This window comes from Cupriavidus sp. FW305-27 (assembly GCF_058787995.1).
In genome coordinates, this window is record NZ_JBYTAG010000064.1 from 25,625 (window position 1) to 42,392 (window position 16,768).

Consider the following 16,768-nt stretch of genomic DNA (forward strand, 5'->3'; position numbering starts at 1 on the left):
ATACGCTCGCCCTACCCTGCGGTATATTCAGCGCACGCTTAAATGTAAAGACATGGAAAGCGCCCCGGGGCTCACAACGATAACGACAAGCGACGAGACCACACCGTGCCTACCCCCACCGCGCCTTCCCGCTACGAAGCCCTGCGCCCGGCCTTGCCGATCCTGATCGGCGCCTCCGTGATGCTCAGCCTGGCCATGGGCCTGCGCCAGAGCCTTGGCATCTTCATGCCGCCGCTGACGCGGGACATCGGCATCTCGGTATCGGATTTCACCATCGCCATCGCGGTACAGAACCTGGCGTGGGGCCTGCTGCAGCCGCTGGCCGGGGCCTGGGCCACGCGGATCGGCTTCCGGCCGCTGATGCTGGCCGGCTCGCTGCTCTATGTGACCGGACTGGTGCTGCTGGCGACCGCGCACAGCATGGTCGGCGTCACGCTGGGCGCGGGCGTGGCCATCGGCGCGTCGATGGCCTGCACCGGCAGCGCCCTGGCGATGGCGGTGGCGGCGCGGCCGGTGTCGGCGGCGCTGCGCAGCACGGTGCTGGGGCTGGTGTCTGGCGCGGGCTCGCTGGGCGCGCTGCTGGCGGCGCCGATCGGGCAGATGGTGACGCAGGCCTACGGCTGGCGCGCCGGGCTGGCAGCGTTCGTGCTGCTGGCGCTGGTGATGCTGCCCGCGGCGTGGTTTGCCGGCCGCGTGGACCGGCTGCCGCTGGTGTCGCCCGCAGGGCGCGGCCAGGACAGCGCGCGTGAAGCGCTGGGCACCGCGCTGCGGCACGCGCCGTTCGTGGTGATGGCGCTGGCGTATTTCGTCTGCGGCATGCAGCTGGTCTTCCTGACCACGCACCTGCCGTCGTATCTGGACGTGTGCGGCATGGACCCGATGCTGAGCGCGCAGGCGCTGGGCGTGATCGGCGGCTTCAACGTGCTGGGCAGCATCTTCTTCGGCTGGGCCGGCGGCCGCTTCAACAAGCTGATGCTGCTGGGCGGCATCTATACGATTCGCTCGCTGGCGCTGACCTGGTACTTCACGTCCGCGCCCACGCCGCAGAGCACGCTGGTGTTCGCCGCGGTAATGGGCTTCCTGTGGCTGGGCGTGGCGCCGCTGGTATCGGGCTGGATCGCCGAGACCTTCGGCCTGCGCTGGCAGGCCATGCTGGGCGGCGTGGCGTTCTTCAGCCACCAGATCGGCAGCTTTTTCGGCGCCTTCGGCGGTGGGCTGGTCTACGACGCGCTGGGTTCCTACACCGTGGCGTGGCAGGTCGGCGTGACGCTGGGGCTGGCCGCGGGTCTGGCGCAAATTGCATTTGCCGTGGCCACGCGGCGGCGCCCGCCGCTGATGGCCACGTCCTGAAACACTGTGCCGGGCCGCCCCGAACGGGGGATGCGGAGCGCGCGCTTAGCACCTAGCATGAACACTGAGCGGTCCGGTCTTGGATCCTCAGGCCTTTTCAAGCCCGCCCCCGCGCGGGTTTTTTTATGGTTCGTCGCTGAATTGGGTGGCACGCGCGCCAGGCGCCCTTCCCTGGCCCATACCAATATGCGCGCTCGCCGGCGCCAAAGACAGCCCCCTAACACGTACAATCTCGGCTTTCCTTCCCGCCCCATCCGCTGCCATGACCACACTCGGAACGCCTCTCTCCCCCTCTGCCACCAAAGTGATGCTGCTCGGCTCCGGCGAGCTGGGCAAGGAAGTGCTGATTGCATTGCAGCGCCTGGGCGTGGAAACCATCGCCGTCGACCGCTATGACAATGCCCCCGGCCAGCAGGTAGCCCACCACGCGCGCACCATCGCCATGAGCGACCCGGACCAGCTCAAGGCGCTGATCGAGGCGGAAAAGCCGCACCTGGTCGTGCCCGAGATCGAGGCCATCGCCACGCCCATGCTGGAAACCCTGGAAGCCGCCGGCACCGTGCGTGTGATCCCCACCGCCCGCGCCGCGCGCCTGACCATGGACCGCGAAGGCATCCGCCGCCTGGCCGCCGAATCGCTCGGCCTGCCCACCAGCCCGTACAAGTTCTGCGATTCGCTGGATGAACTGCAGGCTGCCATCGACGGCGGCATCGGCTACCCGTGCGTGGTCAAGCCGGTGATGAGCAGCTCCGGCAAGGGCCAGAGCAAGATCGACGGCCCCGAGGGCGTCAAGGCGGCCTGGGACTACGCCATGGCCGGCGGCCGCGTCAGCCACGGCCGCGTGATCGTGGAAGGCTTTATCGATTTCGACTACGAGATCACGCTGCTGACCGTGCGCGCCATGGGCGCCAGCGGCCAGGTGGAAACGCAGTTCTGCGCTCCGATCGGCCACGTCCAGGTCAGCGGCGACTACGTCGAAAGCTGGCAGCCGCAGCCGATGCACCCCGCCGCGCTGGAAACCGCCCAGCGCATCGCGCAGGCGGTCACGGCAGACCTGGGCGGCATGGGCCTGTTCGGCGTGGAGCTGTTCGTAAAGGGCGAGCAGGTCTGGTTCAGCGAAGTCAGCCCGCGCCCGCACGACACCGGCATGGTCACCATGGCCACGCAATGGCAGAACGAGTTCGAGCTGCATGCCCGCGCCATCCTGGGCCTGCCGGTCGACACCACGCTGCGCAGCCCCGGCGCCAGCGCCGTGATCTACGGCGGCGTGGATGCCCAGGGGGTGGTCTTCGATGGCGTGGACCAGGCACTGAGCGTGCCGCAGACCGAGGTGCGCCTGTTCGGCAAGCCCGAGAGCTTCGTCAAGCGCCGCATGGGCGTGGCGCTGGCGTACGCCGACGATGTCGACACCGCCCGCACCCGCGCCAAGGAAGCCGCCAGCCGCGTGCGTCCGCGCGCGGTCGGCTGAGCGTCAGGCGCAGCTCAGATCGGATGGCTGCTCGCGGCGGCGCCGTGGGCAGGCGCATGATGGACGGCGGCCTGTGCCGCCGCCACCTGCGCCGCGGCCAGCACCGGCGAGATGCGCACGCCGGTCAGGTCCGCGCCTGAAGGCGCCTGGTACAGGCGCAGGCCCAGCTCGGGCAGGATCGCCAGCAGGTGGTCGAAGACATCGCCCTGGATGCGCTCATAGTCCATCCACGCGGTCAGCGCGGTAAAGCAATAGATCTCCACCGGGATGCCCTGCGAATCGGGCTCCATCATGCGCACGTTCAGCAGCAGATCGTGGTGGATCTCCGGGTGCGCCTTCAGGTAGGCAATGCCATAGGCGCGGAAGGTGCCGACATTGGTCAGCCGGCGCCGGTTGACCGGGTCATTGCCGGCGGCAATCAGCAGGCGGTTGGCCTCGTCGACCTCGGCCTGCTTCTCCTCCAGGTAGTCGTGCAGCAGCCGGAAGCGCATCAGCGCCTGCACTTCCCGGTCCTCCAGGAAGCGCACGCTGCCCGCATCCAGCCGCAACGTGCGCTTGATGCGCCGCGCGCCGGATTCGAACATCTGCCGGTAGTTGCGGTAGCTCTCGGAGAACAGCTTGTAGGTCGGCACCGTGGTCACGGTGTTGTCCCAGTTCTGCACCTTGACGGTATGCAGCGCGATGTCCTTGACGTAGCCGTCGGCATTGCACTGGGGCATCTCGATCCAGTCGCCGATGCGCAGCATGTCGTTGGAGGTCAGCTGAGTACTGGCCACCAGCGACAGCAGCGTGTCCTTGAACACCAGCAGCAGCACCGCCGACAGCGCGCCCAGGCCAGACAGCATCCACAGCGGCGAGCGGTTGATCAGGATCGACAGCACCAGCACCGAGCACACCAGCCCCAGCCCGAGGCGCCCCACCTGGATATAGCCCTTGATCGAGCGCGTCTGCGCCTGGCGGCTGCTGGCGTATACGTCCTGCCAGGCACTCAGCACGCCGCCAAGCATCAGGAAGAAGCAGATCCACAGGCCGGCATGGGCCAGGCGCTCGATGGCCAGCGCATAGCGGCCCATGTGCGGCACTTCGCCGATGCCGATGGTGATCACCCCGAACCCGACCGCATAGCCGAAGCGCCGATAGGCACGATATCGCGTCAGCGCCTTGCTCCAGGGCGCCTTGCCCCAGACCGTCAGCAAGCGATGGGCGATGCGCGACATCACGTGGCCGAACAGCCACTGCGCGACCACGGCGATCAGCACCAGCACCAGCAGGTACGAGGCAATCTGGGCCCACGGATGGGCTGGAATACGTTGCTGGAACAACTCCAGCAGGGCATCGAAACTCATAGGGGGGCGTCTGCAGCCGGGTGAATCGACCTGATAGTGTACAAAACGCGCCTGACACCCTGCTCGTTCCGCCTCTACCGGCACCGCGAATCGCCCCGCACACGGCGTGTCTCGCGGCCCCCCGTCAGCTTGCTCGGCTCGACGCAGTAGGCATGCATGCGCTGCTGCACGGCCGCAAGGCAGAGGCGTTCGCGCGCATGCCCTTGAAGCTGGCGATGGGCGAGCCGGGCCCGACCACTACCATCGGCGCAATGACGAAGATGCCGACTGGCACGAAGTCCTTGATCGGATCGAACGGCAAGGAATGGAACATGCCGGGATACATCGCCGTCGTCGACTATCAAACCGGGCATAGTACCAATACACATATGGTGCGGAACTTGCGTTAATGCCGGATGCCTGTTGAGCGATGGATCCAGCAAGATCTCCACAGCGGGATCCATTGACGCCCAAAGTCTAGTGGATGGCGGGCTCCGACCGGGAAAGCGCTGAAGCCACGTCGGTTCGAAATGGCGGAGCGGTTGAACGTCATAACTAGCCGAAGAGGGACACCCCCAAAATTATGAAGGCTTTAGATGCTCAGATAAGGCTATTCCTGGCGATAGCGCAGGCCCGCTCCATTTCAGGCGCTGCAATGACGCTTGGTCTAACCCAATCCGGCTTAAGCCGTCAGCTGGCCCACCTCGAGGCAGCAGTAGGTCAAAAATTGTGCGAACGCCACGGGCGCGGGGTCGCCCTTACTGACGCAGGCCACAAACTGCAGGCTGCCGCCCAGACCGCATATGACGTTATCGACAATACGATTCTCCAGTTGTGCGAGGAGCAGGGAGTCAGCCAAGGCAACCTCCGAGTGGCTGTTATTCATACCCTCAGCTACTACTTCATGCCAGATGTTGTCTCCCGATTCATGAGCCAGCGCCCAAATGCCAACGTCTCGCTCATGGGGCGGAGTTCACCGGAAGTTGTAGAGCTGGTGGAGACGGGCAAAGCGGATATAGGCTTTGTTTACGACGTAGCGGTAGCCTCGGATGCCGTGGAAATCGTGCCGCTATTCGACGATGTCATGACGTTGATCGTCAGCCAAAATTCGCCCTTGGCCGCACTCGAAGGGGTCGACCTAGAGGCGCAAAGAGTACCGCTTGTCGCTTTTCCTGAGCACTATGCGCTAAGACGAATGCTGCACAGGAAGAGATTGGACACAAATGTCGTGGCGGAAGTGGACACGGTCGATGCGATGCTCAGGCTCGTCGCATCAACCGGCGGTCAGTGCGTTTTGCCAGACCGAGTACCGACGCAACTGCTCGAGAACTATGGGCTGTCACGAGTGCGCATAATAAACCCTCGTCTCAGTCGGCGCGTTGTCGCCATTACCAAGCGAGAAAGAGCTCAAACAGCGCTGATAAAACACATGCTGAAGATCGCTCAAACGGTCTGAGGTAGTACGCCCAGTCATAGGAAGTATGAGCGCTCCGCGCTATCTCAGCCCCTTCTGACTTCCCATAATCCAGTCGTACCGACATCCCACCGGCCAAGTCGGGATGGCGCCAAAGTGTGCTCCCCACGGGGGGCAGCAGAGGCGTTCTGGAGTCGCCGGGCCCAGTCTACGCCCGGCAACCAATACGACTGGAAACAAAATGGAACTTCGCTCTAAGGAATACTTCGACGAACGCGCAACGCAGGAGATGCGTGCCCATCTCAAGCCTCGCAAGCGCACGCTGCAGCAAACGCTGGCCTATGCTTGCCGCATCCTGGCCATGACCGGGCAGGAAGCTGGCTTGGCTGGCCAGATCAGTGCACGCTCGGAGCGCCCAGGCGCCTACTGGACCCTGCGCTTCGGTCTGGGTTTTGACGAAGCCACCGAAGCCGACTTTATAGAAGTCGACCAAGACCTGAATACCCTCAGCGGCACTGGGATGGCTAATCCGGCAACGCGGTTCCATCTGTGGGTTTATGCCGATCGCCCCAACACCCATAGCATCATTCATACGCATTCTCCGTATGTGTCGGCACTTGCCGCGGCCAAGCAACCGCTAATCGTCTCGCAAATGGACATGACGCCGTTTCACAACGATTGCGCGTTCCTTGCGGAATGGCCTGGCGTTCCCATCGCTGACCAGGAGGGCGTGATCATATCCGGCGCTCTGGGCAGCAACCGCTCGATCCTGCTGGCCAGCCACGGTCAGTTGAGCACCGGCTGTAGCGTGCAAGAAGCGACCTATCTTTCTGTCTACATGGAGCGCGCTGCCCGCATGCAGGTGCGCGCCCGTACCTTCGGGCCGCTTACCTCGCTACCCGACGATCTCGCCCGTGAAGCTCACGACTACCTGCTCAAGCCTTCGATCGTCAACGGTACTTTTGATTACTGGTGCCGTCAGACGGAGCGTTGAGTCGCACCACCTTCAGCCTTCGGTCCCAAAAGACGAGCCGACGACCTCCAGCATGATTTTGCCCCGTTAGCAAAGGTGGCAAGTGTTCCCATGGCCATCTTGGCCCGACTGGCACTACCAGCCAACCCGATTTTTTTCGGTAGCGAGCGGCTGGTCCTTCGGAAGCGGGACAGGGTCATACCGAGATTGGCACGCACAGATGCCGCTAGTCACCACCGGAGACGCAATGAATAACCCCGTAAGGGCAAACATCGACCACCACCGGCGCAGTACATATCCCCCCAGCAAAGAAGCGTGCATTTGAGTGACCACGCTCGAGCACATCGCCCCCATCAAGCAAGTCACAGAGGCATTCTATGTATCCCGCCAATTCACAAGCAGGCATCGCCAGCGCAAATGCCGGGACGGCCAAGCAGCACACCGTCGCAGGCATTGCCAGCATGCTCGGCACGACTATCGAGTGGTACGACTTCTTCATTTACGGAACTGCCGCCGCGTTAATTTTCAACAAGATCTTCTTTCCCAGCTTCGATCCGATCAGCGGGACCCTCGCCGCGTTCGCGACCTACTCCGTCGGCTTCTTCGCCCGGCCCCTTGGAGGCATTGTCTTCGGCCACTTTGGTGACAAGGTTGGGCGAAAATCCATGCTGCTGATCACGTTGATGATGATGGGTATCCCGACCATCATCATCGGCCTCATTCCGACCTACGAGCAAATTGGTTACTGGGCCGCCGTGATCCTCGTATTGATGCGCTTTCTCCAGGGGCTCGCCGTCGGTGGCGAATGGGGCGGCGCCGTTCTCATGGCCGTGGAACATGCCCCCGAAGGCAAGAAAGGCTTCTTCGGTAGCCTTCCTCAAACCGGCGTCGCTCCTGGCCTTATCCTCTCATCGTTGGCAATGGCAAGCGTTGCGAGACTGCCTGAGGCGGATATGTTGAGTTGGGGCTGGCGCCTTCCGTTCCTGGCCAGTGTGTTGCTTCTGGCTGTCGGATGGTTCATCCGCATCCGCGTCGCCGAGTCCCCCGACTTTGAAAAGGTCAAGCAAAGAGGCCATGAGGTCGAGGTGCCGGTGGTCCATGTCGTCAAACACCACTGGTTGTCGTTGCTCAAGGTATCAGGCGCGCGGATGGCGGAAGTCACGTGGTTCTACACGGTCGCTACCTTTGCCCTGACCTACGGTACGGTAACACTTGGCTTACCCAAGACGATGATGCTGAATGCCGTGATCGCGGGTGCTGCCGTCGCACTGTTCACAATGCCTCTCACTGGCTTGCTCGGGGATAAGATCGGGCATAGGAAGATCTTTGTGGTCGGATCGGTCGGAATTTGCCTCTTCGGGTTCGCGTTTTTTAAGCTTCTTGGCTCGGGAAGCGTCGGCGCGGTATATCTCGCCATGGTGATCGCCATCGGCCTTATCTACGCCGTGCTGTACGGCCCCGAAGGTAGCCTATTCTCTGTGCAATTTCCCCCGGAAGTTCGCTACAGTGGTATTTCCCTTGCCGTGCAAGTCTCGGGTGCTATCGGTGGCGGACTGGCCCCGCTGGTGGCGACCTGGCTGCTTAAGCTCGGCCAAGGTAGTCCGCTGTATCTCGCCGGCTACCTCACTGCCCTGGGGTGCTTGTCGATCTTCTGTGTATCTCGCATGAAGGCAACTGAGCAATGACCAAGGCAATTGACTATTACTTTTGGATCAATTCGGACTGGGCCTATCTCGGACACGGCCGTCTTGTGGAACTTGCCAAACGCCAAGGCGCCGCGATCAACTATATGCCTGTGGACCTGCCGTACGTTTACTCGCAGACGGGGGGCATTTTGCTTGGGCAGCGCTCTCAGGAAAGGCAGGCTTACCGGATCACCGAACTCGCCCGTTGGTGCAAGCGGCTAGGGATTCCGGTCAATCCGCAGCCTAGATACATGTGCCCGAACGGTGATCTCGCTTCGTGCATGGTCATTTCTGCGAAGCACGCGGGACTTTGCGAAGGCACCTTGGCCCAAGCGATTCTTCATGCCGAATGGTTGGAGGACCAGGACATCTCCTCACCAGAGACGCTGCAAACCATCGCCCGCTCGCTGGACTTGGATGGCGAGGCGCTTCTCTGCCAAGCCGCATCTCCAGTAATCAAAGCGGAGTACAGACAATACACCGACAACGCTATCTCAGCCGGTGTCTTCGGCTCGCCTGCATACGTCTACCGTGGAGAAGTGTTCTGGGGCCAGGATCGCCTCGATTTCCTTGAGGACACCCTGGCCTGCACCTAAGAATGGGGCGGCTTAAGTGCAAGGCAGACGATGGGCTCCAGGCTGGGTGATCTGCCGCACGAACAGCTTTTCTTAGCGGTCGCGCAGCTGGATCATGTCGTTAGGCGGGCCCGCTGCTCTTCGTTGACGCGCCCCATCAGCTGGGGCTTCCAGGCTGGAAAGCCTCTATCGCGAGATCCGCGCCTTGCGCATCTGCGAAGGCGCCACCGAAGTGCAGCAGCTGATCATCGCCCGCGAGGTGCTCAGGCCGGGCGCCAGCCTTGGGGCACAACACGCCTGAGCGCGGCACGGCCAGGGCCGGGGCTCAGGCCGGCAGCAGCTTCAAGCCGCCAATCCCGACGAAGATCAGCCCGATCAACACCAGCCGCATCGGCGCCGCGCTTTCGCCCAGGAACAGGATGCCAACCACCGTCACCCCGATCGCCCCGATCCCGGTCCAGATTGCGTACGCCGTCCCGACCGGCAGGTGCCGCAGCGCCGCGCTGAGCAGGAAGATGCTGGCCAGCGCCGCCCCGATGCCCAGTGCCGTCGGCCCGGGCCGCGTCCAGCCGTCGGTATGTTTGAGCGCCAGCGCCATCACGATCTCGATCAGGCCCGCCAGCACCAGCAGCATCCACGCCATTGCCATGTCTTTCGTCCAGGTCTGCGGCCCGACCCATTGCCGGGCACGCCACGCCACTGTAGGCTGTGCAGATCAGCACGAGAACTGGCGAATTCCGCAAAGGGGCTATGCAAACATGCAGGAAGCAGACTGGGACGACCTGAAGTATTTCCTTGCCGTGGGCCAGTCCGGCTCGCTCGCCGGCGCCGCGCGCGCCCTGCATGTCAACCATTCCACGGTGCTGCGCCGGCTGGCGCGGCTGGAAGAGACCCTGGGCACCCTGCTCTTCGAACGCCATGCCACCGGCTACGCCATGACCGCCGCCGGCGAGGCCCTGGCGCACCGCCTTGCCGGCGTCGGCGAGCAGATCGATGCGGCCCAGCGCCAGCTGTCCGGCCTCGACAGCCAGCTGAGCGGCCCGTTGCGCGTGACCACGACCGACACGCTGCTGGGTGGACTGCTGATGCCCCTGTTTGCGGAATTCCGGTCGATGCACCCGCGCATCCAGCTGCAGATCGTCATCAACAACAGCTTCCTGAGCCTGAGCCGGCGCGAGGCCGATGTGGCGATCCGGCCGGCGAATGCGCCGCCGGAGTACCTGGTGGGCCGCCGTATCGGGCGGCTGCAGACGGCACCATACGCGGCGCGGCGCTACCTGCAGCAGCTCGGCCTGCCAACGGAAGCCGACCATCCGCGGCTGGCGGACTGGTCGGCCTATGACTGGGTCGTGCCGGACGAAGCGCTGTCACACCTTGCCCAGGCGCGCTGGATACGCGACCACGTGCCCGAACCCCGCCGCGCCGTCAGCGCCGACAGCCTGGTGGCGATGGCGGATGCCGTGCGGCACGGCATGGGCGCCGGCATGCTGCTGTGCCTGCTGGCCGGGGCCGACCCAGAGCTGGTGCGGCTGGCGCCAGTCGATGTAGCCATGGATACCGATTTATGGGTGCTGACGCATCCGGATCTCAGGCACAGCGCGCGCGTGCGGGTGCTGGGCGATTTCCTGTATGAGCGGCTCAGGCAAGGGGAATGGGTGGCGGGCTGAAGACTTGCCCCCCGGTTCATGCCGCCGCCGCATACATCTCCATCAGCTGCTCATCCGCATACCCCCAGTCAGCGGCATTCTCGAACGCCACCACCGTTTCGTCGCTGTGGCGCAGGTCGATCAGTTCGGTGGGAGTCGGCCTTGACTGCGACACGGAATAGAACGCCATCACCTTCGGCCGCAGCGGATCGGCCTCGTTCTGCGCGCAGACCACCGCCAGCCGGTTCGAACGCAGCCGCAGCACGGTGCCGAGCGGGTAGATGCCGACGGTACGGGTGAAGGCCTTGAACACGCGCCGGTCGAACAGCGTGTCGACACGCACGGCCATGTATTCCATGGCGCGGGCCGGCGACCACGGCTGGTGGCCCGGGCGGCTGGAAGTGAGCGAGTCATAGGCATCGCAGATTGCGCCGATCTTGGCGTGCACGCTCAGTTCGCTCCCCGCCAGGCCGTAGGGGAAGCCGCGCCCGTCCACGCGTTCGTGATGGTGGACGCAGACATCGAGCGGGATGTTCGAATAGAGCCGGGCCTCGTTCAGGATGCGGTAGCCAGCCGAAGGGTGCCGGCGGTAGATCTCCTCTTCCTCGGGCGTGCGTTCGCTGGCCTTGTGCACCGGAGTATCGGGCAGCGTCAGCTTGCCGATGTCGTGGACCAGGCCGGCCAGGCCGAGCTCGCGCACCTCGTCGTCGGGCAGGCCCAGCGTGCGGCCGACGGCGATCATCAGCGCGCAGACGGCGAAGGCGTGCAGGTAGTTTTCGTCGCCACGCGCCTTGAGCCGCGCCAGCGCCAGCAACGCCTGCCCATGGCGCGACAGCGAACGTGAGGCGGAATCGACCAGCAGCAGCGCGCCGTTGACCTCCAGCGCCCGGCCCATGCGGATGTCGGCGAACATCGAGCCGATCACGGCCTTGCCGGATTGCAGCAGCTCGCGCGCGCGGACAATCTCGGCATCAAGGGTGGCGGCGGGTGGCGGCGCGGTGGCCGGGTCCATGGGGTCGGGCGCGGACTGCGGGACCGGTCCGGGCATTTCCGGCGTGTCCGGCGCGGCTACGTTGCGGCCCTTCAGGATGTCGATCCAGACCTCCTGCACCCCTGCCGACTGTATCTGCCGAACCTGCTCCTCATTGGCGACCAGGAACCTGGCGCGCCAGAACGGATGGCTGATCCACGGGCCGCCAAGCCTGGCGACAAACATCCCGACCTGCAGTTGTTCCGACCGTATGCGTCTCAACATGCGCTACCCCCTCGGATGATGGTTTTCTTGTTTTCGATCCGGATATCGGCAGCCGCCGGCAGGACTTTAGCCCCCGTTGCGGGGAGAACCGTGCCGCCCGCCCTTGTCAAGCGCTGCCCGAATGCCCGGACGGCGTCCTCGGGCATTGCCGGGGGCGGTACCGCCGGCGCTACAATGGCCTGCCCAGTGCTCACAGACGCCAGCCAGTCGCCCCCGTTCACCCATGTCCGGAACGTACACGCTAGTCGGCATCGCCCGTGCCAAGACCCACCGCCGCGAGGCGCTGGTATCCCAGCTCACCACGCTGCGCTCGCGCGGGCTGACCGAGCCCGGCTGCCTGGACTACCACGTCGGGCAAGACGCCGAAGATGCGCGGGTATTCGTGATCTACATGGTCTGGGACTCCAAGCGCGCGCTCGAATCGCACCTGAACCGGCCCTATATGCGCGATTTCCACGCATCGCGCGCGGATTTCGTCGAAGGCGATTTCAGTTTCCGCTGGCTCAACGCCGCCTGATCCGCCCGGCCACGGGCAATCCCGATCACTTTCGGCCATCCCCCTGCTTGTCATTCCCGCCGCACCGATCTATCACTCAATGTGACGCCCGCAGCGGGCACGGCAGGAGTGCACCATGGAAGTCAGGGATGGATTTGCCGGCACCATCGGCCACACCCCGCTGATCCGGCTGGCCGGCCTGAGCGCCGAGACCGGCTGCGATATCTACGGCAAGGCGGAATTCCTCAATCCTGGCGGCTCGGTCAAGGACCGCGCGGCACTCTACATCATCCGTGATGCCGAACGGCGCGGGCTGCTGACGCCCGGCGGCACGGTCATCGAAGGCACCGCGGGCAATACCGGCATCGGCCTGGCCCACCTGTGCGCGGCGCGCGGCTACCGCTGCATCGTCGTGATACCCGATACGCAGTCGCCCGAGAAAATGGAGCGGCTGCGCATGCTCGGCGCCGAGGTCCGCGCGGTGCCCGCCAAGCCTTACGCCGATCCGGACAACTACCAGAAGATTGCCGGCCGGCTGGCCGACGAGACCGACAACGCGATCTGGGCCAACCAGTTCGACAACCTGGCCAACCGCCAGGCCCACTACGAGACCACCGGCCCCGAGATCTGGCACGCCACCGGCGGGCATATCGATGCCTTCACCTGCTCGACCGGCACCGGCGGATCGCTGGCCGGCATCGCGCGCTGCCTGAAAGAGCACAAGCCCGGCGTGCGCATCGTGCTGGCCGACCCGCACGGCAGCGCTCTCTATAACTTCGTCAAACACCGCGAGCTCAAGGCCGAGGGCAGTTCGATCACCGAGGGCATCGGCACCAGCCGCGTCACCGCCAACCTGCAGGACACGCCCATCGACGATGCGGTGCGGATCGACGACCAGACCTGCGTGGACATGGTCTACCGCCTGCTGCGCGAGGAGGGCTTGTTCCTGGGCGGGTCGTCGGGAATCAACGTCGGCGCCGCGGTGGCGCTGGCGCGCGAGATGGGGCCGGGCCATACCATCGTCACGCTGCTCTGCGACCGCGGCGACCTGTACATGGCACGGCTGTTCAATGAAACCTGGCTGGAGGGCAAGGGGTTGCAGCCGATTCCGTTCCGGCGCGCCGGCCCAGCCGGGTAAATGCCAGCGCGGTTCACGCTGCCTTGAGCCGCCGCCACAGTGTGGTCGGGCTGATGCCAAGGATATGGCAGGCCGCGGCGCGGTCGCCGCCGCACTCGGCCAGCACGCGCCGGATATGCTCGACTTCGCTGGACTGCTTCACGCCGGCCAGTGAACGACGCGGGCGTGTTGCCGGCGCGGCGGGCTCAGCGTCGGCCTCGGCCTCGGCCGGCGCCAGCATGCCATCGCCGAACAGCTCCGGCACGGCCGCCTGCAGCTCGCGCTGCAGCGCCTCGCTGTCCAGCCGGCGCCCGGCCACCAGCACGGCGATCCGTTCGGTCACGTTTTCCAGCTCGCGGATATTGCCCGGCCAGCGGTAGCGCGCCAGCCGCGCGCGGGCCGCGGCGGGCAGGCGGCGCTGCGGCCGGTCCATGCCCAGGCGCTCCTGGGCGCGCCGGTACAGCAGCTCGGCCAGCTCCTGCAGGTCTTCGGAGCGGTCGCGCAGCGGCGGCATCTCGATGCGCAGGATATTGAGGCGGTAGTACAGGTCCTGCCGGAAGGAACCATCGCGCACCATCGCGGCCAGGTCGCGGTGGGTGGCGCCGATCACGCGCACGTTGACCGGCACCGCGTCGAGCCCGCCGATCGGCAGCACCTGCTTTTCCTGCAGCACGCGCAGCAGGCGCGTCTGCAGCGCGGACGGCATGTCGCCCACCTCGTCGAGGAACAGCGTGCCGTTGTGGGCCGATTCGAACAGGCCGGCCTTGCCGCCGCGGCGCGCGCCGGTGAAGGCGCCCTCTTCATAGCCGAACAGCTCGCTCTCCAGCAGCGCCTCGGGGAAGGCCGCGCAATTGACCGCCACGAACGGGAAGGCGCGGCGCGGGCTGGCGTCGTGCATGCCCTGCGCCAGCACCTCCTTGCCGGTGCCGCTCTCGCCGCCGATCAGCACGGTGGAATCCACCGCCGCATAGCGCCGCGCCAGCTCGCGCAGCTCGGTCATGGCCGCGGAGGTGCCGGCCAGGTCGTCCAGGCTGTAGCGCACCCCGGCTGGCCGCGTGCGCGCGCGCGAGCGCAGGTTGCGGTCCACGCGCTGGATCGCGCTGGCGTCCTGGATGGTCAGCACCGCGCCGGTGGTCCCGGCCTCGCCGATAATGGGGATGCGGTTGACCACCACCATCTTGTCGCCGAGCTTGTGGATCGCTTCCAGCTCCTTGTCGCCGCTCTGCATCACGCCTTCGAGCGCCAGGTTTGGCGCCAGCGTCTGCAGCTTGCGCCCGACCGCGGCAGCAACGGAAGTGCCGAGAAAACGCTCCATCGCCGGGTTGAACGACTGGATGCGCCCTTCGGCATCCACGGCCGCCACGCCCTCGTTCAGGTGCGCCAGGATGGTGTTGACGTAGTCGCGCCGGGTGGCCTCGATGCGGCGCAGGCGCGCAGCCTCGATCGCGTCTTCGAGCGCCATGCGCACCGAGTTGCCGGAGTACAGGAACACGCCGGTCAGGCCATAGCGGTCGGCCAGGTCGGTCACCAGGCCGGGGCCGACCACGACCTGGATGCCCTCCTGCTTGAGCGCCTTCACGCGCGCCACGGCATCGTCCTCGGTCAGGTAGGTATAGGCCGGGACCGACAGCGAGAACGCACGCACGAATTCATCCACCTCGGCATACGTCGACGCGTGCGTGACCAGCGCCACCCGCGGCGAGATGCGCCGCGCGGTGGCCAGCGCGCTCATCACGTCAAAGCCCGTGACCTTGACCAGCACCACCGGCACGTCCACGTGCTGGCGCAGGTAGGCGCCGTTGGAGCCGCCCGCCACCACCACGTCGAGCCGGCCCTCGCGCGCCTCGCGCGCCACGGCGCTGGCGGCGGCCTCGAAACCCTTGCCGACGATGCGGAATTCGGCCCGGTCGGCGTAGGCCGGAATCAGGTCGGCAAAGGCGCGTGCCAGGCGGCTGATGCCGATGGCCCAGATGCGCGGACGGGCTTGCGTGGAAACGGGAGGAGCCATGGTGCAATGCGGAAGGAATGCGTGATGAAACCCGGGACGAACAGGCGTACAGTGCTGGCACATTGTCCGCCACGCAGCCCGGGATTTCAACTTTGAATTCCAAACTTGGGATTTTGAAATTCAATTGTGCTGAAAAGATGACATGAAATCGGCGGCGAGGTCAGCCACCCTGCCCGCCAGCCCAGCGCTGACAAGGGCTGGCGGATTTTCCGAGATCCCGTCCAAGGGCTTGGCACACCCCTTGCTGTATTGGGCCCGTCCTGTTCACCAACGCATACGCCATGACCTACTCCGCTTCCGACCTCGCGCGCTCCGCTGGCGCCCGCTTCCGCCAGGCGCTTGCCGACGAGCATCCGCTGCAGGTAGTCGGCACCATCAATGCCAACCATGCCCTGCTGGCCAAGCGCGCCGGCTACCGGGCCATCTACCTGTCGGGCGGCGGCGTTGCGGCCGGCTCGCTGGGCCTGCCGGACCTGGGCATCTCGAACCTGGACGACGTGCTGACCGATATCCGCCGCATCACCGACGTGTGCGACACGCCGCTGCTGGTGGACGTCGACACCGGCTTCGGCGCCTCGGCCTTCAACGTGGCCCGCACCACCAAGTCGCTGATCAAGTTCGGCGCGGCGGCCATGCACATCGAAGACCAGGTCGGCGCCAAGCGCTGCGGCCACCGTCCCAACAAGGAAATCGTCACGCAGGGTGAAATGGTCGACCGCATCCGGGCCGCCGTCGACGCCCGCACCGACGAGAACTTCGTCATCATGGCCCGCACCGACGCGCTCGCCGTCGAAGGCCTGGACAAGGCCATCGAGCGCGCCGTCGCGTGCGCGGAAGCCGGCGCCGACGCCATCTTCCCGGAAGCCATGACCGACCTGGCCATGTACCGCAAGTTTGTCGATGCGGTGAAGGTGCCGGTGCTGGCCAATATCACCGAATTCGGCGCCACGCCGCTGTTCACCACCGAGGAACTCGGCGGCGCCGGCGTGTCGATGGTGCTGTACCCGCTGTCGGCCTTCCGCGCCATGAACAAGGCGGCGGAAAACGTCTACGCGGCCATCCGCCGCGACGGCACGCAGAAGAACGTGGTCGATACCATGCAGACCCGCGCCGAGCTCTACGAGAGCATCGGCTACCATGACTTCGAGCAGAAGCTTGACGCGCTCTTCGCACAAGGCAAGGGCAAGTAAGCAAGACTCACGCGCGGCCGGGCTTTGTCCCGGCCGCTTGCACGACAACAGACAGGCAATACCAGGCATCACATAAAGGAGACCCAGATGTCCGAAGCGCAACCGCTCGTCACTCCCAAGCCCAAGAAATCCGTCGCCCTGTCGGGCGTGACCGCCGGCAATACCGCGCTGTGCACCGTCGGCCGCACTGGCAACGACCTGCACTACCGCGGCTACGACATCCTCGACATCGCCGAGACCTGCGAGTTCGAGGAAATCGCCCACCT

At 65.3% G+C, this 16,768-nt stretch carries 16 protein-coding genes and 1 pseudogene; 13 read left to right on the plus strand and 4 right to left on the minus strand.

From position 1 onward, the window contains the following. The first annotated feature begins 105 nt into the window (after positions 1-105). Both AC3WRI_RS25850 and purT read left to right on the plus strand, forming a co-directional pair. On the plus strand, positions 106-1,350 hold the full coding sequence (locus AC3WRI_RS25850; RefSeq protein WP_010812093.1) for an MFS transporter: 1,245 nt from the start codon (positions 106-108) through the stop codon (positions 1,348-1,350). Between the two features lie 262 nt (positions 1,351-1,612). After that, positions 1,613-2,818, plus strand: a complete 1,206-nt coding sequence (purT, locus tag AC3WRI_RS25855; RefSeq protein WP_010812094.1) for a formate-dependent phosphoribosylglycinamide formyltransferase — start codon at positions 1,613-1,615, stop codon at positions 2,816-2,818. Positions 2,819-2,832: 14 nt separating this feature from the next. Here purT and AC3WRI_RS25860 read toward each other — a convergent pair whose 3' ends face one another. Continuing rightward, entirely contained in the window at positions 2,833-4,164 is a 1,332-nt protein-coding gene (locus AC3WRI_RS25860; protein ID WP_492294336.1) for a mechanosensitive ion channel family protein, read from the minus strand. 152 nt (positions 4,165-4,316) lie between these two features. On the opposite strand from AC3WRI_RS25860, the gene AC3WRI_RS25865 reads away from it, so the two are divergent. The 6 genes and pseudogenes from AC3WRI_RS25865 to AC3WRI_RS25890 all read left to right on the plus strand — a co-directional run. Beyond that, positions 4,317-4,553, plus strand: a complete 237-nt coding sequence (locus AC3WRI_RS25865; RefSeq protein ID WP_439671755.1) for a hypothetical protein — start codon at positions 4,317-4,319, stop codon at positions 4,551-4,553. A 173-nt stretch (positions 4,554-4,726) separates the two neighbouring features. Further along, positions 4,727-5,599: a LysR family transcriptional regulator gene (locus AC3WRI_RS25870; RefSeq protein WP_058698774.1), complete on the plus strand. Its 873-nt coding sequence runs from the start codon at positions 4,727-4,729 to the stop codon at positions 5,597-5,599. A 199-nt stretch (positions 5,600-5,798) separates the two neighbouring features. Beyond that, positions 5,799-6,551, plus strand: a complete 753-nt coding sequence (locus AC3WRI_RS25875) for an aldolase (RefSeq protein WP_010812098.1) — start codon at positions 5,799-5,801, stop codon at positions 6,549-6,551. Between the two features lie 356 nt (positions 6,552-6,907). Next, a complete protein-coding gene (locus AC3WRI_RS25880; RefSeq protein ID WP_492294338.1) occupies positions 6,908-8,215 on the plus strand; it encodes an MFS transporter in 1,308 nt (435 codons plus the stop codon). Further along, positions 8,212-8,811 (plus strand): 2-hydroxychromene-2-carboxylate isomerase, encoded by a 600-nt coding sequence (locus AC3WRI_RS25885; RefSeq protein WP_011615384.1) that lies wholly within the window; start codon positions 8,212-8,214, stop codon positions 8,809-8,811. The genes AC3WRI_RS25880 and AC3WRI_RS25885 overlap by 4 nt, the downstream gene beginning before the upstream one ends. Positions 8,812-8,965: 154 nt before the next feature. Beyond that, a pseudogene (locus AC3WRI_RS25890) lies at positions 8,966-9,091 on the plus strand (acyl-CoA dehydrogenase family protein); the annotation flags it as partial. Between the two features lie 24 nt (positions 9,092-9,115). Here AC3WRI_RS25890 and AC3WRI_RS25895 read toward each other — a convergent pair. Further along, complete coding sequence (locus AC3WRI_RS25895; protein ID WP_010812101.1) at positions 9,116-9,433, minus strand: DMT family transporter; 318 nt, start codon at positions 9,431-9,433, stop codon at positions 9,116-9,118. A gap of 115 nt (positions 9,434-9,548) precedes the next feature. On the opposite strand from AC3WRI_RS25895, the gene AC3WRI_RS25900 reads away from it, so the two are divergent. Beyond that, entirely contained in the window at positions 9,549-10,457 is a 909-nt protein-coding gene (locus tag AC3WRI_RS25900) for a LysR family transcriptional regulator (RefSeq protein ID WP_492294339.1), read from the plus strand. Positions 10,458-10,473: 16 nt separating this feature from the next. On the opposite strand, the gene AC3WRI_RS25905 is transcribed toward AC3WRI_RS25900, so the two are convergent. Then, positions 10,474-11,691, minus strand: coding sequence for an HD-GYP domain-containing protein (locus AC3WRI_RS25905; protein WP_037024475.1), 1,218 nt, complete (start codon positions 11,689-11,691; stop codon positions 10,474-10,476). A 223-nt stretch (positions 11,692-11,914) separates the two neighbouring features. Between AC3WRI_RS25905 and AC3WRI_RS25910 the strand changes: the two genes are divergently transcribed. Then, positions 11,915-12,208: a putative quinol monooxygenase gene (locus tag AC3WRI_RS25910; protein WP_010812104.1), complete on the plus strand. Its 294-nt coding sequence runs from the start codon at positions 11,915-11,917 to the stop codon at positions 12,206-12,208. 115 nt (positions 12,209-12,323) lie between these two features. Further along, a complete protein-coding gene (locus tag AC3WRI_RS25915; protein WP_010812105.1) occupies positions 12,324-13,325 on the plus strand; it encodes a cysteine synthase A in 1,002 nt (333 codons plus the stop codon). A 13-nt stretch (positions 13,326-13,338) separates the two neighbouring features. Here the strand turns inward: AC3WRI_RS25915 and prpR are convergent, their stop codons facing one another. Continuing rightward, positions 13,339-15,312 (minus strand): propionate catabolism operon regulatory protein PrpR, encoded by a 1,974-nt coding sequence (gene prpR, locus AC3WRI_RS25920; protein WP_492294341.1) that lies wholly within the window; start codon positions 15,310-15,312, stop codon positions 13,339-13,341. A gap of 281 nt (positions 15,313-15,593) precedes the next feature. Here prpR and prpB point away from each other — a divergent pair, with 281 nt between their 5' ends. Next, complete coding sequence (gene prpB, locus AC3WRI_RS25925; protein WP_010812107.1) at positions 15,594-16,502, plus strand: methylisocitrate lyase; 909 nt, start codon at positions 15,594-15,596, stop codon at positions 16,500-16,502. 87 nt (positions 16,503-16,589) lie between these two features. After that, positions 16,590-16,768 (plus strand): citrate/2-methylcitrate synthase (locus AC3WRI_RS25930; protein WP_492294343.1); only part of this gene is annotated, 179 nt, incomplete at its 3' end.

Coding starts and splice junctions, on each gene's coding strand:
- AC3WRI_RS25900 (WP_492294339.1), top strand. CDS start 9,549: ATGCAGGAAGCAGACTGGGACGACCTGAAGTATTTCCTTGCCGTGGGC.
- AC3WRI_RS25875 (WP_010812098.1), top strand. CDS start 5,799: ATGGAACTTCGCTCTAAGGAATACTTCGACGAACGCGCAACGCAGGAG.
- purT (WP_010812094.1), top strand. CDS start 1,613: ATGACCACACTCGGAACGCCTCTCTCCCCCTCTGCCACCAAAGTGATG.
- AC3WRI_RS25910 (WP_010812104.1), top strand. CDS start 11,915: ATGTCCGGAACGTACACGCTAGTCGGCATCGCCCGTGCCAAGACCCAC.
- AC3WRI_RS25880 (WP_492294338.1), top strand. CDS start 6,908: ATGTATCCCGCCAATTCACAAGCAGGCATCGCCAGCGCAAATGCCGGG.
- AC3WRI_RS25905 (WP_037024475.1), bottom strand. CDS start 11,691: ATGTTGAGACGCATACGGTCGGAACAACTGCAGGTCGGGATGTTTGTC.
- AC3WRI_RS25860 (WP_492294336.1), bottom strand. CDS start 4,164: ATGAGTTTCGATGCCCTGCTGGAGTTGTTCCAGCAACGTATTCCAGCC.
- AC3WRI_RS25915 (WP_010812105.1), top strand. CDS start 12,324: ATGGAAGTCAGGGATGGATTTGCCGGCACCATCGGCCACACCCCGCTG.
- prpR (WP_492294341.1), bottom strand. CDS start 15,312: ATGGCTCCTCCCGTTTCCACGCAAGCCCGTCCGCGCATCTGGGCCATC.
- prpB (WP_010812107.1), top strand. CDS start 15,594: ATGACCTACTCCGCTTCCGACCTCGCGCGCTCCGCTGGCGCCCGCTTC.
- AC3WRI_RS25865 (WP_439671755.1), top strand. CDS start 4,317: ATGCATGCGCTGCTGCACGGCCGCAAGGCAGAGGCGTTCGCGCGCATG.
- AC3WRI_RS25885 (WP_011615384.1), top strand. CDS start 8,212: ATGACCAAGGCAATTGACTATTACTTTTGGATCAATTCGGACTGGGCC.
- AC3WRI_RS25895 (WP_010812101.1), bottom strand. CDS start 9,433: ATGGCGTGGATGCTGCTGGTGCTGGCGGGCCTGATCGAGATCGTGATG.
- AC3WRI_RS25870 (WP_058698774.1), top strand. CDS start 4,727: ATGAAGGCTTTAGATGCTCAGATAAGGCTATTCCTGGCGATAGCGCAG.